Consider the following 14,271-nt stretch of genomic DNA (forward strand, 5'->3'; position numbering starts at 1 on the left):
GTTAGATCCGTGCGTACCCGTTTCCGTGTACACGGCTCCCGATGTTCTCAGCTTCTCAGCTTTCGCTTTTGCTCATGTGCTTGTAATCGTGGCAACTCTCGTGAATTGCTTCCAGATTATTTTTCTTCCAGTTGGCGTGATTTTCGTCGATGTGATGCAGATGAATCCGTTCCTCATCGATGAACTTTAAGCCGCAAGAGGCACATCTATGGTTTTGCTTCTTAAGAGCAAAAGAAGTTTCGCCGTCATAGAGCTTACTTTTGCGTTCGCTCCAGTAGGCTGTATCTCCGTCATAGGGGGATTTTGTTCCTTTAACCATGACGTGGCTACTTTCGGAGTAGGAAACTGCTGGGAATGCTTTGTCTAGTAATTTCTTGCTAGCGTAGCGATTTTTCTTGGCTTCCTTGTTGAATACCGTATAAGCTCTTTTTTTGATGTGGTATAACGAGTTTCTAGACCCGTCCATCTTGCAGAACTTATGGTAATTTCTCCAACCTCTTACTACCGGGGCTAATTTCTCAGCCTTTGTGGTAGCACCATAATTCGAGTTGTTGACGATGTGTTTTACTTTCTTACGGAATGCTTTGAAGTTGTCCACTGAGGGAATGCTTCTAAACTTTCCGTTTTTCTGGACTTTAAAGTGCCAGCCGAGGAAATCAAACCCATCTGTCGCGGCGGTAACTTTGGTTTTCTTTTGGCTTACATTCATTCCGCGTTTGCGGAGGAACTCGCTGATTTTCTCAAGTATCTCTATCGCATTATCTTCGGGTCGGAGTATAATAACCATGTCATCCGCGTATCGGATTGATGGCTCGTTGATTTGCCCGTTGGCTCTGTATCTGTGGATACTTTCAACCCCGTTGAGTGCGATGTTTGCTAATAGTGGGCTGACTACTCCCCCTTGAGGTGTACCCTGTTCGGGGAATTCTGGGTTTACTCCTGCCTTGAGGCATCGGTATATTCCGAGTTTTAAGCCTTTGGGGGCGATGAGTTCGTCCATTATTGCTGAGTGGTTAATCCTATCGAAGCATTTTTCGATATCGAGTTCTATAACTCGTTTCTCTGTTCCATTGCAGGAAGAGCGTAGGTTATTGTAGATGTACCGTTGTGCATCGTGAGCAGAGCGCCCTGTTCTGAACCCGTAGCTCCTGGCGTGGAAAGTGGCTTCGTGTGCTGGTTCTAGTGCATATTTTGCAAGGCATTGCCAAGCTCTATCCGCTATGGTTGGTATTTTAAGCATTCTGGTAGTCCCGTCCTTTTTGGGGATGGGGATTTCCCTTAGTCCTTGATGCTTCCAATTTCCACTATTCATTTTCAGTAATTCTTCAAGGTTGAAGCGTTCCTCAAATGACAGGGATTTCTTACCATCAATACCCGCCGTTTTTTTACCAGCGTTTAGCTGAGATACAAGTCTAATTGCAAGAAATCGAGCCGAGGTGGATTTAAAAATAAGCTTTTGGAGAAACCTAGCTTTCCGTTTGTCTCCAACTTGAACCGCTTTAAATACGCGCTTTTGAAGGCGGAAAAGATTTCGGCGGAATTTCTTCCACGGTAAGGCTTTCCAAGATTCACTAGTATGTCTACTGTGTCTAATCATTTTCTCTTCTAGAGTTTGTATTTTCTGAACACCTCAGACCAATTACGGTCTGTCCTACCCGAATTGTGAGAGTTCCGCTTCTCGTCTAGCCTACTTGGGGAACGAAAGCCCCAGGACTCACAAATCGTTTTTATTCGTTCCCTCGGAGAGATTGATTGTTCCGTTAGATGTAGCCAATTTGACCGTTGGATTCCCTAGACTCTTGCCGTTATTGGCGATATTACGGCGGGAATTGGCTCCAACGAAGTCAGGGATTTTAGTGTTGCGCCCTGCTCTACGATGGGTCACTTTTTGAGGCTCTGTTTCATCATAGGAACTCCCTATTAGCGCCAGTGTCAACCCGCAACGGTCGTCTGATTGCGCCCTGTTCCCAGCTTCACTCTACAAGAACCGAGCTTGTTCGGTGTGGGCAGATAAGGAGTCAATTCTGAGTCTGAATGGCAAGGCTTACACTTGCATCTGACCGAGAGTTCAGCCTTTAGTGACAGTAATCTGCTGTCGGGCTGGCTTAGTTATGTGCGGACTGACTACCGTGATTCACTAAGCAACGAATCGCACCTCGCCTTCGCACCAGAGGGACAAGGTGGAGATATTACATTTAACACCAGCGCTGTATTTAGTGATTCTCTATTTGACCCCAGACAAACATTAACTGATAGAAATAGCTTTCAGTTACTAAATAATAATGGTAGCTCTGATATTAATGCCAGTGGTGCAATCTCTGGAAATATTATTGGTGTACCTGATATTAGTTTTATCCAAAACAGCCTCACAGAATTACAAAACAATCCCATTGATACTAATGCACTGATTGCTAATAGTTGCATTGCCCGCAGTCCCAAGCAAGAAGGGACTTTTATAATTACAGGAACTGGCGGTTTACCTCATCGTCCTGGTGAAGCTGCGGCTTCTAGTTATCCTACAGGTGATGTGCAGAATGTTACGAATAATAGTGCAACCAGTTCCTGGAAAAAAGGCGACCCCATTGTGGAACCCGAAGGGGTGTATCGACTAGCGAATGGGGATTTAGTCATGAGTCGTGAGTGTCGTTAATTTTGTTTATGGGAATGGAGTTGTTGCATCAATAAAGTATACACGGATTAGTTTCGATATAATAATGACTCATTCTTTGTTTTGCTAACTGGAGAAATTAATGGGTCGCGCCAAAAAGGTTGTTCTGGCATATTCTGGCGGAGTGGATACCTCTGTTTGCATCCCCTATCTGAAGCAGGAGTGGGGTGTGGAAGAGGTGATTACCCTAGCAGCAGATTTAGGTCAGGGAGATGAATTAGAGCCAGTCCGAGAAAAAGCTCTGAAATCGGGTGCAAGTGAATCCCTAGTAGCGGATGTTAAAGACAGTTTTGTTAAAGATTACGCCTTTGGAGCAATTCAAGCTAACGCCCTTTATGAAAATCGTTATCCTCTAGGAACCGCCCTTGCTCGTCCGCTGATTGCCAAGGTATTAGTAGAAACAGCCGAAAAATATGGTGCTGATGCGATCGCTCACGGTTGTACTGGCAAAGGTAACGATCAAGTCCGCTTTGATGTCTCTGTTACCGCCCTCAACCCCAATCTAAAGATCCTCGCACCAGCCAGAGAATGGGGAATGAGTCGTGAAGAAACCATCGCCTATGGTGAAAAGTTTGGCATTCCCTCACCAGTCAAAAAATCTTCTCCCTACAGCATTGATAAAAATTTGCTCGGTCGTAGCATTGAAGCTGGTTTACTCGAAGATCCCTCCTTTGAGCCACCAGAAGAAATCTATGAAATGACCAAAGCGATCGCCAACACCCCCAATGAACCAGAATACATCGAAATTGGTTTCTATCGTGGTATTCCCAACACCCTCAATGGTGTAGCCAAAAAGCCAGTTGAGCTAATTGAACAACTCAATCAACTTGTAGGAAATCACGGTGTTGGGCGGATTGATATGATCGAAAACCGTCTAGTGGGCATAAAATCGCGGGAGATTTACGAATCACCCGCGATGTTAGTCCTAATTCAGGCACATAGGGATCTGGAAAGTTTGACTTTGACAGCAGATGTCACCCATTACAAGCGTGGGATTGAAGAAACCTATAGCCAAATCGTTTACAACGGTCTTTGGTACAGTCCACTCAAAGCTGCACTTGATGCCTTTATTCAAAAGACACAAGAGCAAGTGTCTGGAACTGTGCGAGTTAAGTTGTTTAAGGGTAGCGCCACCATCGTTGGACGTTCGAGCGACAATTCCCTTTACACTCCCGATTTGGCAACTTACGGAGCCGATGACCAATTCGACCACAAAGCGGCTGAAGGCTTTATCTACGTTTGGGGACTACCAACTCGCATTTGGTCACAGTTAACTAGGGGTTAGGAAAATGAGGGGGATGAGGGGGATGAGGGGGATGAGGAAGAATAATAATTTTTCGGTTGCTACCTCATCTCCCCTTACTCCCTCATCTCCCCCTACTCCCTCATCTCCCCCTACTCCCTCACTCCTCACTCCCCACTTCTTTAACTTGACGAGACTCCAGCCATATTGGCACGAAAATTAAAGCAGCCAGGATCAGTAATGCTGCGATCGCAAATTGACCCACCCAAGCAATCAATTGCTCTAGGGGGATAATTTTGCCAGCAAAGAAAGCCAATGTCACCATCAAACTAGCCCAAGCAACTGCTCCTAAGAAGTTGTATAAAAAGAATTTTCTAAAAGGCATTTCGGCTATACCAGCTAGTGGTGCAGCAAAAACCCGCAGCAATGCTAAAAAACGTCCAACAAATACTGCTTTTGCACTATTTTGAGTAAATTGCTCTTTAATGCTCAATAGTCGCACTTCGGAAATCCGAAATATGCTACCAACTTTTACCAGGAAAGGCCAACCGCTAAGCCTACCAACCCAATAGCCACAAACTCCCCCAATGACAGCACCCATAATTGCGTCACCGAGAACCAGCCAGAAATTTAGTTCATCGCTACCAGCTAAAAATCCGCCCACTAAGGTCACGGTTTCACCGGGAACAGGAATGCCTAAATTTTCTAGCAAAATTCCCAAAAAAATTGCCCAATACCCGTAGTTGTGGGCGACTTCCTGGATGTTTTCTAGTGAAATCAGCTCTAAAGACATCCCGCACCGCCGTCTTTACAAATTTTTACTTTTACTATATCTTTGCTTGTTTTTGGCTAGGGTGTCAATCAAGCCGCTACACGGATTTATTGACTCATCTTAAATTCTGAATAATCCATATATTATTATCCATGATAATTATTAAATTTTGAGTATTAATTATAAGATTTTTCGCATCCCAATACCACAAAGCTATACGTCTGTAACAAAACTAAAAATAATTTATACAAAATTTATAAATCCCCAGTTAAATTATGAAAATTTAGTAAAAGATACGGTTGATACCGAATTTGTTAGGCGCTTATGCCTATATTGGGAAAGTTATTACAAATTATACGACATGAATACTGAAAAAATCTCTGTTAACTTCACGGCTCGAATTACCTAAATATCTGGGTAAAACAGTGATTTTGCTGTTGAAAGAGAAGACGTATTTATGTCCTGTTTCGGTTTTTTGTCAAGTGTTCCAACTACCCTGTTAAATTCATGACTCTCACACAAGAACTTCAAGTTATTTTGTTCAAACCCCAAGCAAGCATCGATTTGGAAGGTGGTATGGCTTTGAGTGAACAGATGGCTGGAGTCGTGCCCCAACCCCATCAACTCTGGGTTATCGACCTAGCAGAAGTTAACTTTATGGACAGTTCTGGTTTAGTTCCTTTAGTAAAAGGGCTGAAAGCTGCACGTCAAAGAGGCTGTCGTTTGGTTTTATGCAACGTGCAAACTCCTGTACGATTAATTTTGGAACTTACACAGTTAGATTCAGTGTTTGAGATTTTTGACACTTACGAAGACATCATCACCACTGTTAAAGATAAGAGTCTGGTGCTAGCAGGCTAATAAATAAATCTACCTTAAGAAGGATGGTGGAGTCAACCAATTTTGCATTCATTTAATCTTTTTTGTTTATCCTTACATCGTCAAAGATAAAAGTCTGATGCTAGCAGGCTAATTTCCTATCTTAACTTAGACAACAATGTTGAGGAAAACTCATAGCTTTCGAGCTATCCATATAGTACAGGAAATGGCCAAAATCGGTCAAAGCAGATGCAATTGTTTGTCAGACTCCCCAGCCTCTTGAAAACACAGCTTTTCAAACTACTCTCAGACGATGTTTGAAAAGTACACGGTCATTATAGATATACCTCCGAATAAGCCCTAAAATCCTCCTAGTCCTCCTTTTTAAAGAGGAGGGCAGGGGGAAATATAAAGTTTTTGATACATCAGCTACTACTTTTAAACCATCCTCTTTTAGGCATTCTGGGGTGTTGAAATGTGAGTTTGTTCGGATGCTGTTCGGGGGAAATTTGGCAAATCAATGCCGCTGTGACTAGCATTGCGGGTTTTGATTGCTAAACGGTAACTTACACTTTGCAGTTCCGCCTGTAGTTGGCGGTTTTCCCGTTGTAGCATTGCTACTTTTTCTCTCACTGGCGTCATGCGCTCCTCAAACTTACGACGGTAAATTTGAGGCAACTCTTGTACAACTTGCTCCAACATCCGAGTGCGATCGGTAAGTTCTTGAACTGACTGTCGCAATTGGTAAATTTCGGAGTCACGAGTTGTAATTTGCTCTTGGTAGAATGCCACCTGCTGTTCCACAGCTTGGAGTTGTTCTTGCAAAGCTTGTAACTGCGTGATATCGCGCTCAAGCTCCGGCTGTTGGGGCATAAAATTAGTATTACCCTTAACCAGCCGGAAGAGTTCTTGAGATAGCTGTTGCACTAATTGATCGCGAAGTTGCAACTCTTGGCGTAGTTGCGATACTTCGGTAGAGAGGGCTTGAATGTCGGGTGTATTAGATTGGCTCACAGTAGCTTACCGCTCCCATTCAGAATCTTGTCCACTCTTAGGTATAACTGCGGGAGTACTACCTTTGGCAAGTATTTGTTAATTTAGCATTACGAGCCAAGTCACTGGTAAATAAAAAAACAAAATTTTATTTAAGGGGAGTGGGGAGTGGAGAGTAGGGATAAGGGAGCAAGTCTTTACCCTGTGCCCTTCATTTCGCGTTGGTTCCAGCCATATATCTCTGCTACCTTGCTCCCCCACTCCCTATTCCCTATTCTCTACTTCCTACGCAGTTGCAGTTGCAGTTGCAGTCGCAGCCACTTTGGCAGGTTTAGCCTCTTCGAGTTCCTGCTTAATTGTGAGATAGCGAATTACTTCTTCACTCAAGCGCATGGCGCGTTCAAAGGGAGCGATCGCAGTTGCAGGTGCAGTGTAGTTCAACTGGATGTAAATTCCATCCCGGTGTCTGTTAATTTCATAAGCTAGACGACGCTTACCACGATTTTGAATTTGGATATCCTCGGCGCCTTGTTCCCGAAGCAAATTCTGATATTTCGTAACTGCTTGCTCTACCTGTTCGTCTCCCAAGTCAGGACGCAGGATGTACATTGTTTCGTAACTTGTGGTCATATTTTTCAGTCTCCTTATGGACAAAAGTGGCTGCCAGTGTCAAATTATACTTAATTTATTTCAAAATAGTAGTATTCATCAACATCTGAAGCAACAAGGAACTATAATCTTACCAGTTTTCAATTTTGTTTCATTAGCCAATCCGCCGAACTTTGGATTTCATTTCTTGGATGTCCCTATTGAAATACTAGGTCGGAAAACGACCCCAGGTTTCTTTAGCAAGTAAGAATCCAGCTTTTGGTGTTCGCCAGCATCGATTCAGCTATCAGCTTAGCCTTTTCCACAGGATATCTATAGCGATCGCTTTTTTGCTCAACAAGGCTCAATCGGTTCGCCAAAAAGCTAACTGAGGTTTGCTAATAGCCGCTTACAGGTTTTAATCAAAGACAAAAGGATATTCATCAAGGTTATGGCGCAGCGCTATGTGCGAATTCAAAATCAAGAAGGACAGATTTTCTATGGGTTACTACAACCATCCTTCAACGTCCAGTTGCTAGATGCTCCCCCCTGGTTACAAGGGCAACCCACTGATTTGACTTTGACGCCAGAAAATTACCAAATTTTGGCTCCCTGCGCTCCGTCGAAAATTGTGGCGGTGGGCAAGAATTATGCAGATCATGCTGCGGAAATGGGAACTCCAGTGCCTTCTGAGCCACTAATTTTTCTGAAGCCACCCACTTCGATTATTCCGTCTGAGACGGAAATTAAATATCCTCCCCAGTCCCAACGAGTAGATTACGAAGGAGAGTTAGCATTAGTGATTGGCGATCGCGTTTTTGAGTGTACGCCAGAAATCGCCCAAACTAAAATTTGGGGCTACACCATTGCTAATGATGTGACAGCGCGGGATTTACAAAAACAAGATGGTCAATGGACGCGAGCCAAAGGTTTTGATACTTTCTGTCCCTTGGGTCCTTGGATTGTGCGGGAATTAAATCCAGGAGCGAGATTGCAGACTTTTCTGAATGACGAGGCCAATCCAGTCCAATCTGCCTGTATCGATCAGATGGTATTTCCGCCGGATGTTTTAGTGTCTTATATCAGTCAGGTGATGACGCTACTACCGGGGGATGTGGTGCTTACAGGGACGCCAGAGGGTGTAAGTCCATTGCAACTAGGCGATCGCGTCCGTGTAGAAATTGAAGGTATTGGTCGCCTGGAAAACACCGTAGCGACCCGTTAACAGCTAGCGCACTTGCATATGCACCGCATCAGAAATCGCTGGAATTTCTGCATAACGCCCGATCAAAGACTGGATGACTGAATATCCAACTGCTACCACTACACCTAAAAAGATAGTGTTGGCTACTGTTTCTATTGCAAAGCCAGTACCAGGAACCTGTCCTAAAATTCGCACCAGTATGGAACACAAAAATATAACTACGTCCAGAAGAATTGCCTGCATTGTGTTGAAACGAATGAAGTGACTGATTTTTTCGTTTCTGACCACCAATAGGAACAAGGCAAAGAACACGATTAGTTGTCCAAATTGTCCCAAACTACCGTAAATTATTAGCACTGGTTGCAGCGGTAAAAGCAGGACTTGTAGTACTGGAAACTCTCTTAACAAAAAGCTGCCAAAGACTAAACCATCAACTAGGGGCAGCAAGTAAGGCAAGCAAGCAAAAATCCGATCCCAAACCGTTGTAGACCCGCGCCAAGTCATTATGCATTCTCCTATGGTTATATTTCAACAGCTACTTGACCTTAGGATAACGCAGTTGCTTGGTCTTGCTGGTAAATCCAGTTATTCTATATGGGCGATGCGAAAGCCCATTACACACTCATATTGGTCTGGCTGCTGTTGAGTAAGTTTGCTAATGGCTTGACCACAACGCAGTTTACCTGCACGCCAGCGGGGTTGGCCGCTGCCATCAGCGAGTAAACAAGACTGGCAAACTTGCTCAGGGGCAAGGATTTGCTCGTCCATTAAAATGACTAGCATCTAATCCCTCCTGTAAATTTTTATTGTCACCTACATTTCACTATGAGGAGGACACTCGTTGTAGCGGCTTACAAGGACAGCGCGTCGTCAGTTATGGTGATTTGCCATCGCAGAGCGTACTTAAGAGCAGCCGTACTAGCGGCACACCACCCGCTACGAATGAAAGAAACACTTTAATCCCCCACTCCCTACTCCCCACTCCCCATCTTTACTTAAGAGCTACATCCTACCTGTTTGTAGCAAAAAGTTGGGCTTCACAATTCAATCAAAGTTGTCAAGTGAATCTTAATTTATTGTATGTTCTGTTCTGTTGGAGATTGGGTTGTTGACTCAAAAAAGGCTGATTCCAGGGTATTGACTTTGCGAAAATTTAAGTATATGAAACTAAGTTAACTTGATAGCCTTTTTAAGGATGCAATTACAAATTACTGAGGTAAACTTGCAAGCAAGCTAATACACAATATTACTGGGCGGCTTGTCGGTCTGGGCATCACTCACAATGGAACACTGGCAATTTCTTATACAGAAGCAAGGCGATCGCTCGTGGCATATCCTGGAATCGCCAAATTTAGAAATTTTGGAAGGGCAGTATAGAGTTCTGGCTCGTTCTAGCCTGCCCAATACAGATGTGGAAGTGCGCGTCACTCACTTTTCAATAAAGGAAGTCACGCCAAAACGGCGAATTTTCAAGCGATCGCGTCGCACTAACTTAGAAGGGTTAATGGCGGTAATTCCTTTTACTTACTTTGAGCCAGGAGTTTGGGAACTGCGCTGTTCGGGCGATTTGATGTCGGATATGCTGGGTAAATCTTGGCAATACACCGTCCAACTGCAAGTTCTGTCCCAGGGGGCAGGGGGCAGGGGGCAGGGGGGGGGGGAGATGAGGGAGATGAGGGAGATGAGGGAGATAGGGAGCAGGGAGCAGAGGAGAAGTTGCAGTAAGTCTTTCCCCTGTGCGTCTTTCCGATGCCCCATGCCCTGTGGAAACGCTAGATCGGGCGATCGCCGTTGCCAGTGAACTACCAATTCCTACAGATGGCAGCCCTGACAGTGCTGTTGTGCCAGATGTAAGCAAAGAAGAAGCTACAGCTAGCAGCCCTGACACCGCTGTTGTCCTAGATGCAAGCAAAGAAGAAGATACAGCTAGCAGCCCTGATACTGCTGTTGTCCTAGATGCAAGCAAAGAAGAAGATACAGATAGTAGCTCTGACACCAATGTTGTGCCAGATGCAACCAAAGAAGAAGATACAGCGATCGATGAGCCTGTCAGTCCTGTATGGTTCAAAGGTGAGACGGCAGAACAGATTTTACAAAATTTAATAGAATTAGCTTTACCAACTGCTGAATTGCTATCCGAAGATGAAAAGGTTACAGATTCTTCAGGAACACAACAGCCACTGCCATTATTGCTGACTTTAGATCGGGATAGTTACATTGCTCGTTGGGGACAAGCTCTAACAATTAGTGGGCACGTAGAACTGAAGGAAAAGACGAATCTAGAACTGGCTGAAAGATTATCCTCAAAAAGCGTCCGTGGACTCGAACTAAAAATTGAACTGCGATCGCCCTTAGAATCACAAATCCTGACCCAGGTACGGCGACCCTTACCAGACCAAGTACTGCCTTTCACTATCAATACCTCAATTGATATTCCTGCTGAGTGTGAATCCAAGCTAATTTTGGCAGATATCAGTTTGTATGGTAGATTCACTGAAATTAGTCAAGTGATAGAGTTAGCCACGCAGTCCTTCACCATTACAGCAGATGTAACCGAATTACTGGCAATCACAGCCGCAGCAAAATCTAGTACATCAAATGAGGCGATCGCACCATCGGTGTCCTCTGACAGGTTCACGGAACCAGAAGCAACTGTTAAGCTCGATTTAAAACTATTAAATCTGGTCAAACTCCGAAAAACAGACCAGCCTCCGCTAGTCAATCCATCCCCAAACACACCCCTACCACCGCAAATTAACCTGCAAGTTCTCCGAGAAGCCACTCTACGGACATCTGATCTGAAAAATTCAGCGAGTTCGCCTCAATTACCAAAACTGCCCCCCATTCAAACTGATGTCAATACCCCCATAGATGTTGTTGCTGAATCTCCCATACAGAACGAGCTTTTAGAAAAGGATGCTACCATAGCTGCCATCAACTTGGAGCAGTTAGTCATCAGGCAACGTCGAATCCCAATACTCGACAAAACTTTTCCATACTTGAAGCGGCTGCAAACTGCGCCAAGTGCTACAGAAGAAGTAAAAGATAATGCCCCAGATACATTGGAAATTCAAGCGGCTGAGGACATACCCCAGTTGGACACAATTATCACTGAAGATAAAAACACAGCCCAAGTAGTAACTGAGGGAAATTCAGAATTCCAAGAAGAATCTGTTGCTCAAGTGTTAACTGAGGCAAATTTAGAATTCCAAGAAGAATCTGTTGCTCAAGTGTTAACTGAGGCAAATTTAGAATTCCAAGAAGAATCTATTCCTCAAGTGTTAACTGAGGCAAATTCAGAATTCCAAGAAGAATCTGTTGCTCAAGTACTAGTTCAGCCAAATTCAGAATTCATAAAAACAAACCTTTACTCATCTCCCTTGCTCAGGAAGTGGATGCAGAGCCAAGGATACTCTTTGCCTGAATCCATAAATGAGCTGCCACCCCAAGGGTACGATAACTATATTCCAGCCCAGCAGACACCGCTTTCTATTAGTCCAGAAATTCCCAATGGTGATGTTGATGTTGTTGATGTCGATTTGCTGTTAAGTTTAGATGCCAACACAGAAATACTGGAAGACACAGACACAGTTAAAAAAGCAGACCTGGTTATAGAGGAAAATACGGAAGTAGAAATATTACCAGAAGAACCAATATTTTCACCACCTTTGTTATCACAAATACCGCCCCCTCCTCCTCCGATAAACAGAAATACAGCGTCAGCTTGGTTGGCGCAAGAAATTGTTGTAGATGATACATACAGTGAATTAGAAGCCAATGCAATGAAGAGTTATGCCTTGGAACAAGAGGAGCAAGCAGCGTCAGATTTATCTCGTCTCCTACCTATAAATACGGTAGCCATTGAGCCTTTGCCAATTCCACAACTACATGTGCCAGAGGGCGAACTAATAGCTGGCAAGTCTGCGATCGTGCGCGTAGTGGTGCCTGAAGTAACTCGACAAGTTGCTGTCAAGTTATGGGTTGAAGATTACCAAACTCGTTGGTTGTTAGACGGCCCCCATTTACTGACAAATTTATTACCTAACGCCTTGTCCGGGTTGGAAGGGATCACGCAATTAAACATTCCCTTTGGCTGTTTGGAAATTCGCTTAGAAGCGATCGCTCTCGATCCGACAACCCAACAGGAGAGTCACAAAGTCACAATAGTGCGAACTGTCATCCCTCCAGACTTGCCAAATTTAGAGCTAGATGAACTATTGGGTATTTGACTGGGGACTGGGGACTGGGGACTGGGGACTGGGGACTAGGGACTGGGGACTGGGGACTGGGGACTAGGGACTGGGGACTGGGGACTAGGGGCTTGATAAAGGGTACACTTTCAATCCCCAATCCCCAATCCCCATTCCCCAATCCCCAATCCCCAATCCCCAATATCGCCTGTGTTAAAAATCTTTAGAATTTAAAAAATCTGGCGCACTTTGCAGTAAGCTCATTTTGAATTGTAGTGTGATTTAACAGGAACCTTAACTATGGCATTTGAATTTTTGCCTACGATCTTGGCTAGCACTTCCTACTTGCCTGCTATCTTCGTTCCGATCATTGGTTGGGTTTTACCAGGCGTGGTATTCGCATTTCTATTTTTATACGTAGAAAGCGAAGATATTGCTTGATTGGTTTATAGCGTTTCCCATTTAGATGCGGTACAACATTACATGGCGATGTGTAGGGGCACGGCACTGCCGTGCCCCTACAGGTGTACCTCACGCTTGTCGGGAAACGCTATATAGTAATTGGTAATTGGTAATAGATTACTTCGCTTTTTACTAATTACCTAATTATTAATTACAGTAGAATTCAGAATTCAGAATTCAGAATTCAGGTATGGGGTCAATCGAAAATCCAAAATTGATTGACCTTCCTTAAAATTTGCTGTAACAATGCCGCCTATCTCAGAGAGACAGGCGGCTTTTTAATGCTGATTTCTCAACAAATGCTAGAAAATTCAGACTTTATAGTATTGGCTTCAAACTAGTTTTAGATTGAAGAACCCAGTCCGGCGTAGGCACCATAAAAGAAAATGCCCAAGACTGTAATTACACCTAATCCTGCGACCGTAGCGACGACCCACAGGGGAATTCTCCCACTTCCAGACACAGCTTCTCTCCTCCCTTAACAACAAATCAACACACGTTCAATAAACAAAGATTAACAACATTTGTTCTAGTTAGTTAAAGAAGTAACTAGAAAACAGAATCCCTAGAACAAAAATTAGTAGTAGTCCCAGGAATAGCGAAGTCCGGTTTAGTTCAACCGGTTGATTATTAGGATTGGGCGATTTTTCCATAACTTGCTCCTAGCGTTGAATAAATTGCATTGCAGCGATCGCGCCCAAGAAGAATACAGTTGGCACACCTAAGGTGTGAACTGCCAGCCATCTAACGGTAAAAATTGGATAGGTAACTGGTTGATTGATGTTATTGCCGCTAGTCATGATCTCAAACTACTTTCCAATAAATTGTTCAACTTGCTTTTTCGCTTCAAAACGGTTCTTCACAATTGGCACTTCTTGGCGCGCTGGTGTGAAATATTCATTAGGACGGGGTGTGCCAAAAGCATCATAAGCCAGTCCGGTGCTGACAAATAACCAACCAGCAATAAATAATGCGGGGATGGTGATGCTATGAATTACCCAGTAACGAATGCTGGTAATGATGTCCGAAAACGGACGTTCTCCAGTGGTACCTGACATTTAAATACCTACCTTCATCAAAGAATGTATTGAGTTTATTATCCTACAAAGTTTAGAAAGAGTTACAAGTTGCAACGTTCTTCTCAGAAATAGTGACTGGGGAATGGGGATTGGGTACTGGGTACTGGGTATTGGGGATTGGGGATTGGGGATTCGGGATTGGTTACTGGGGATTGGGTATTGTGAAAACTTTTCCCTAGTCCCCAGTCCCCAGTCCCCAGTCCCCAGTCCCCAGTCCCCAGTCCCCAGTCCCCAGTCCCCAGTCCCCAGCCCC

General features: G+C 44.1%; 18 protein-coding genes and 1 pseudogene. 7 read left to right on the forward strand and 12 right to left on the reverse strand.

Features of this window, described 5'->3' with window-relative positions:
• Nucleotides 1–55: 55 nt before the first annotated feature.
• A complete protein-coding gene (locus IQ276_RS08520) occupies nt 56–1,597 on the reverse strand; it encodes a group II intron reverse transcriptase/maturase (protein WP_193925511.1) in 1,542 nt (513 codons plus the stop codon).
• A gap of 117 nt (nt 1,598–1,714) precedes the next feature.
• Complete coding sequence (locus tag IQ276_RS08525) at nt 1,715–1,885, reverse strand: hypothetical protein (protein WP_221706943.1); 171 nt, start codon at nt 1,883–1,885, stop codon at nt 1,715–1,717.
• A gap of 165 nt (nt 1,886–2,050) precedes the next feature.
• On the opposite strand from IQ276_RS08525, the gene IQ276_RS08530 reads away from it, so the two are divergent.
• Both IQ276_RS08530 and IQ276_RS08535 read left to right on the forward strand, forming a co-directional pair.
• The gene (locus IQ276_RS08530; protein WP_309245585.1) at nt 2,051–2,650 is read left to right on the forward strand and encodes a hypothetical protein; all 600 of its coding nucleotides are present in this window, start codon (nt 2,051–2,053) and stop codon (nt 2,648–2,650) included.
• A 100-nt stretch (nt 2,651–2,750) separates the two neighbouring features.
• Nucleotides 2,751–3,953 carry an argininosuccinate synthase gene (locus IQ276_RS08535; RefSeq protein ID WP_190877172.1) on the forward strand — a complete coding sequence of 401 codons (1,203 nt, stop codon included), beginning with the start codon at nt 2,751–2,753 and terminating at the stop codon, nt 3,951–3,953.
• 118 nt (nt 3,954–4,071) lie between these two features.
• On the opposite strand, the gene IQ276_RS08540 is transcribed toward IQ276_RS08535, so the two are convergent.
• Nucleotides 4,072–4,704 (reverse strand): DedA family protein, encoded by a 633-nt coding sequence (locus IQ276_RS08540; protein ID WP_190877170.1) that lies wholly within the window; start codon nt 4,702–4,704, stop codon nt 4,072–4,074.
• 486 nt (nt 4,705–5,190) lie between these two features.
• Here IQ276_RS08540 and IQ276_RS08545 point away from each other — a divergent pair, with 486 nt between their 5' ends.
• Nucleotides 5,191–5,544 carry an STAS domain-containing protein gene (locus IQ276_RS08545; protein ID WP_190877168.1) on the forward strand — a complete coding sequence of 118 codons (354 nt, stop codon included), beginning with the start codon at nt 5,191–5,193 and terminating at the stop codon, nt 5,542–5,544.
• A gap of 411 nt (nt 5,545–5,955) precedes the next feature.
• Here the strand turns inward: IQ276_RS08545 and IQ276_RS08550 are convergent, their stop codons facing one another.
• From IQ276_RS08550 to IQ276_RS40140, 3 genes are all read right to left on the reverse strand, one after another.
• The gene (locus IQ276_RS08550) at nt 5,956–6,516 is read right to left on the reverse strand and encodes an Npun_F5560 family protein (protein ID WP_193922094.1); all 561 of its coding nucleotides are present in this window, start codon (nt 6,514–6,516) and stop codon (nt 5,956–5,958) included.
• Between the two features lie 264 nt (nt 6,517–6,780).
• Nucleotides 6,781–7,125, reverse strand: a complete 345-nt coding sequence (gene rpsF / locus IQ276_RS08555; protein ID WP_190877164.1) for a 30S ribosomal protein S6 — start codon at nt 7,123–7,125, stop codon at nt 6,781–6,783.
• A 215-nt stretch (nt 7,126–7,340) separates the two neighbouring features.
• Nucleotides 7,341–7,463, reverse strand: a complete 123-nt coding sequence (locus IQ276_RS40140) for a hypothetical protein (RefSeq protein WP_255264315.1) — start codon at nt 7,461–7,463, stop codon at nt 7,341–7,343.
• Between the two features lie 71 nt (nt 7,464–7,534).
• On the opposite strand from IQ276_RS40140, the gene IQ276_RS08560 reads away from it, so the two are divergent.
• Complete coding sequence (locus tag IQ276_RS08560) at nt 7,535–8,308, forward strand: fumarylacetoacetate hydrolase family protein (protein ID WP_190877160.1); 774 nt, start codon at nt 7,535–7,537, stop codon at nt 8,306–8,308.
• Nucleotides 8,309–8,311: 3 nt separating this feature from the next.
• Here the strand turns inward: IQ276_RS08560 and IQ276_RS08565 are convergent, their stop codons facing one another.
• Nucleotides 8,312–8,791 carry a Tic20 family protein gene (locus IQ276_RS08565; protein WP_190877158.1) on the reverse strand — a complete coding sequence of 160 codons (480 nt, stop codon included), beginning with the start codon at nt 8,789–8,791 and terminating at the stop codon, nt 8,312–8,314.
• 81 nt (nt 8,792–8,872) lie between these two features.
• Entirely contained in the window at nt 8,873–9,070 is a 198-nt protein-coding gene (locus IQ276_RS08570) for a hypothetical protein (RefSeq protein ID WP_190877156.1), read from the reverse strand.
• A 499-nt stretch (nt 9,071–9,569) separates the two neighbouring features.
• On the opposite strand from IQ276_RS08570, the pseudogene IQ276_RS08575 reads away from it, so the two are divergent.
• The 3 genes and pseudogenes from IQ276_RS08575 to psaI form a co-directional block, all read left to right on the forward strand.
• Nucleotides 9,570–9,929, forward strand: a pseudogene (locus tag IQ276_RS08575) (hypothetical protein); the annotation flags it as partial.
• Nucleotides 9,930–10,050: 121 nt separating this feature from the next.
• Nucleotides 10,051–12,516 (forward strand): hypothetical protein, encoded by a 2,466-nt coding sequence (locus IQ276_RS08580; RefSeq protein WP_235115533.1) that lies wholly within the window; start codon nt 10,051–10,053, stop codon nt 12,514–12,516.
• Nucleotides 12,517–12,777: 261 nt separating this feature from the next.
• Nucleotides 12,778–12,918: a photosystem I reaction center subunit VIII gene (gene psaI / locus IQ276_RS08585; RefSeq protein WP_190877154.1), complete on the forward strand. Its 141-nt coding sequence runs from the start codon at nt 12,778–12,780 to the stop codon at nt 12,916–12,918.
• Nucleotides 12,919–13,282: 364 nt separating this feature from the next.
• Here the strand turns inward: psaI and IQ276_RS08590 are convergent, their stop codons facing one another.
• The 4 genes from IQ276_RS08590 to psbE form a co-directional block, all read right to left on the reverse strand.
• Nucleotides 13,283–13,402 (reverse strand): photosystem II reaction center protein J, encoded by a 120-nt coding sequence (locus IQ276_RS08590; RefSeq protein ID WP_073644363.1) that lies wholly within the window; start codon nt 13,400–13,402, stop codon nt 13,283–13,285.
• A 70-nt stretch (nt 13,403–13,472) separates the two neighbouring features.
• Nucleotides 13,473–13,592, reverse strand: coding sequence for a photosystem II reaction center protein PsbL (gene psbL, locus IQ276_RS08595; RefSeq protein ID WP_073644364.1), 120 nt, complete (start codon nt 13,590–13,592; stop codon nt 13,473–13,475).
• Nucleotides 13,593–13,601: 9 nt separating this feature from the next.
• Nucleotides 13,602–13,739 carry a cytochrome b559 subunit beta gene (gene psbF, locus IQ276_RS08600; RefSeq protein ID WP_015115279.1) on the reverse strand — a complete coding sequence of 46 codons (138 nt, stop codon included), beginning with the start codon at nt 13,737–13,739 and terminating at the stop codon, nt 13,602–13,604.
• Nucleotides 13,740–13,748: 9 nt separating this feature from the next.
• A complete protein-coding gene (psbE, locus tag IQ276_RS08605; RefSeq protein WP_185583151.1) occupies nt 13,749–13,997 on the reverse strand; it encodes a cytochrome b559 subunit alpha in 249 nt (82 codons plus the stop codon).
• Nucleotides 13,998–14,271: the final 274 nt, after the last annotated feature.

This window comes from Desmonostoc muscorum LEGE 12446 (assembly GCF_015207005.2).
Lineage (GTDB): Bacteria > Cyanobacteriota > Cyanobacteriia > Cyanobacteriales > Nostocaceae > Nostoc > Nostoc muscorum.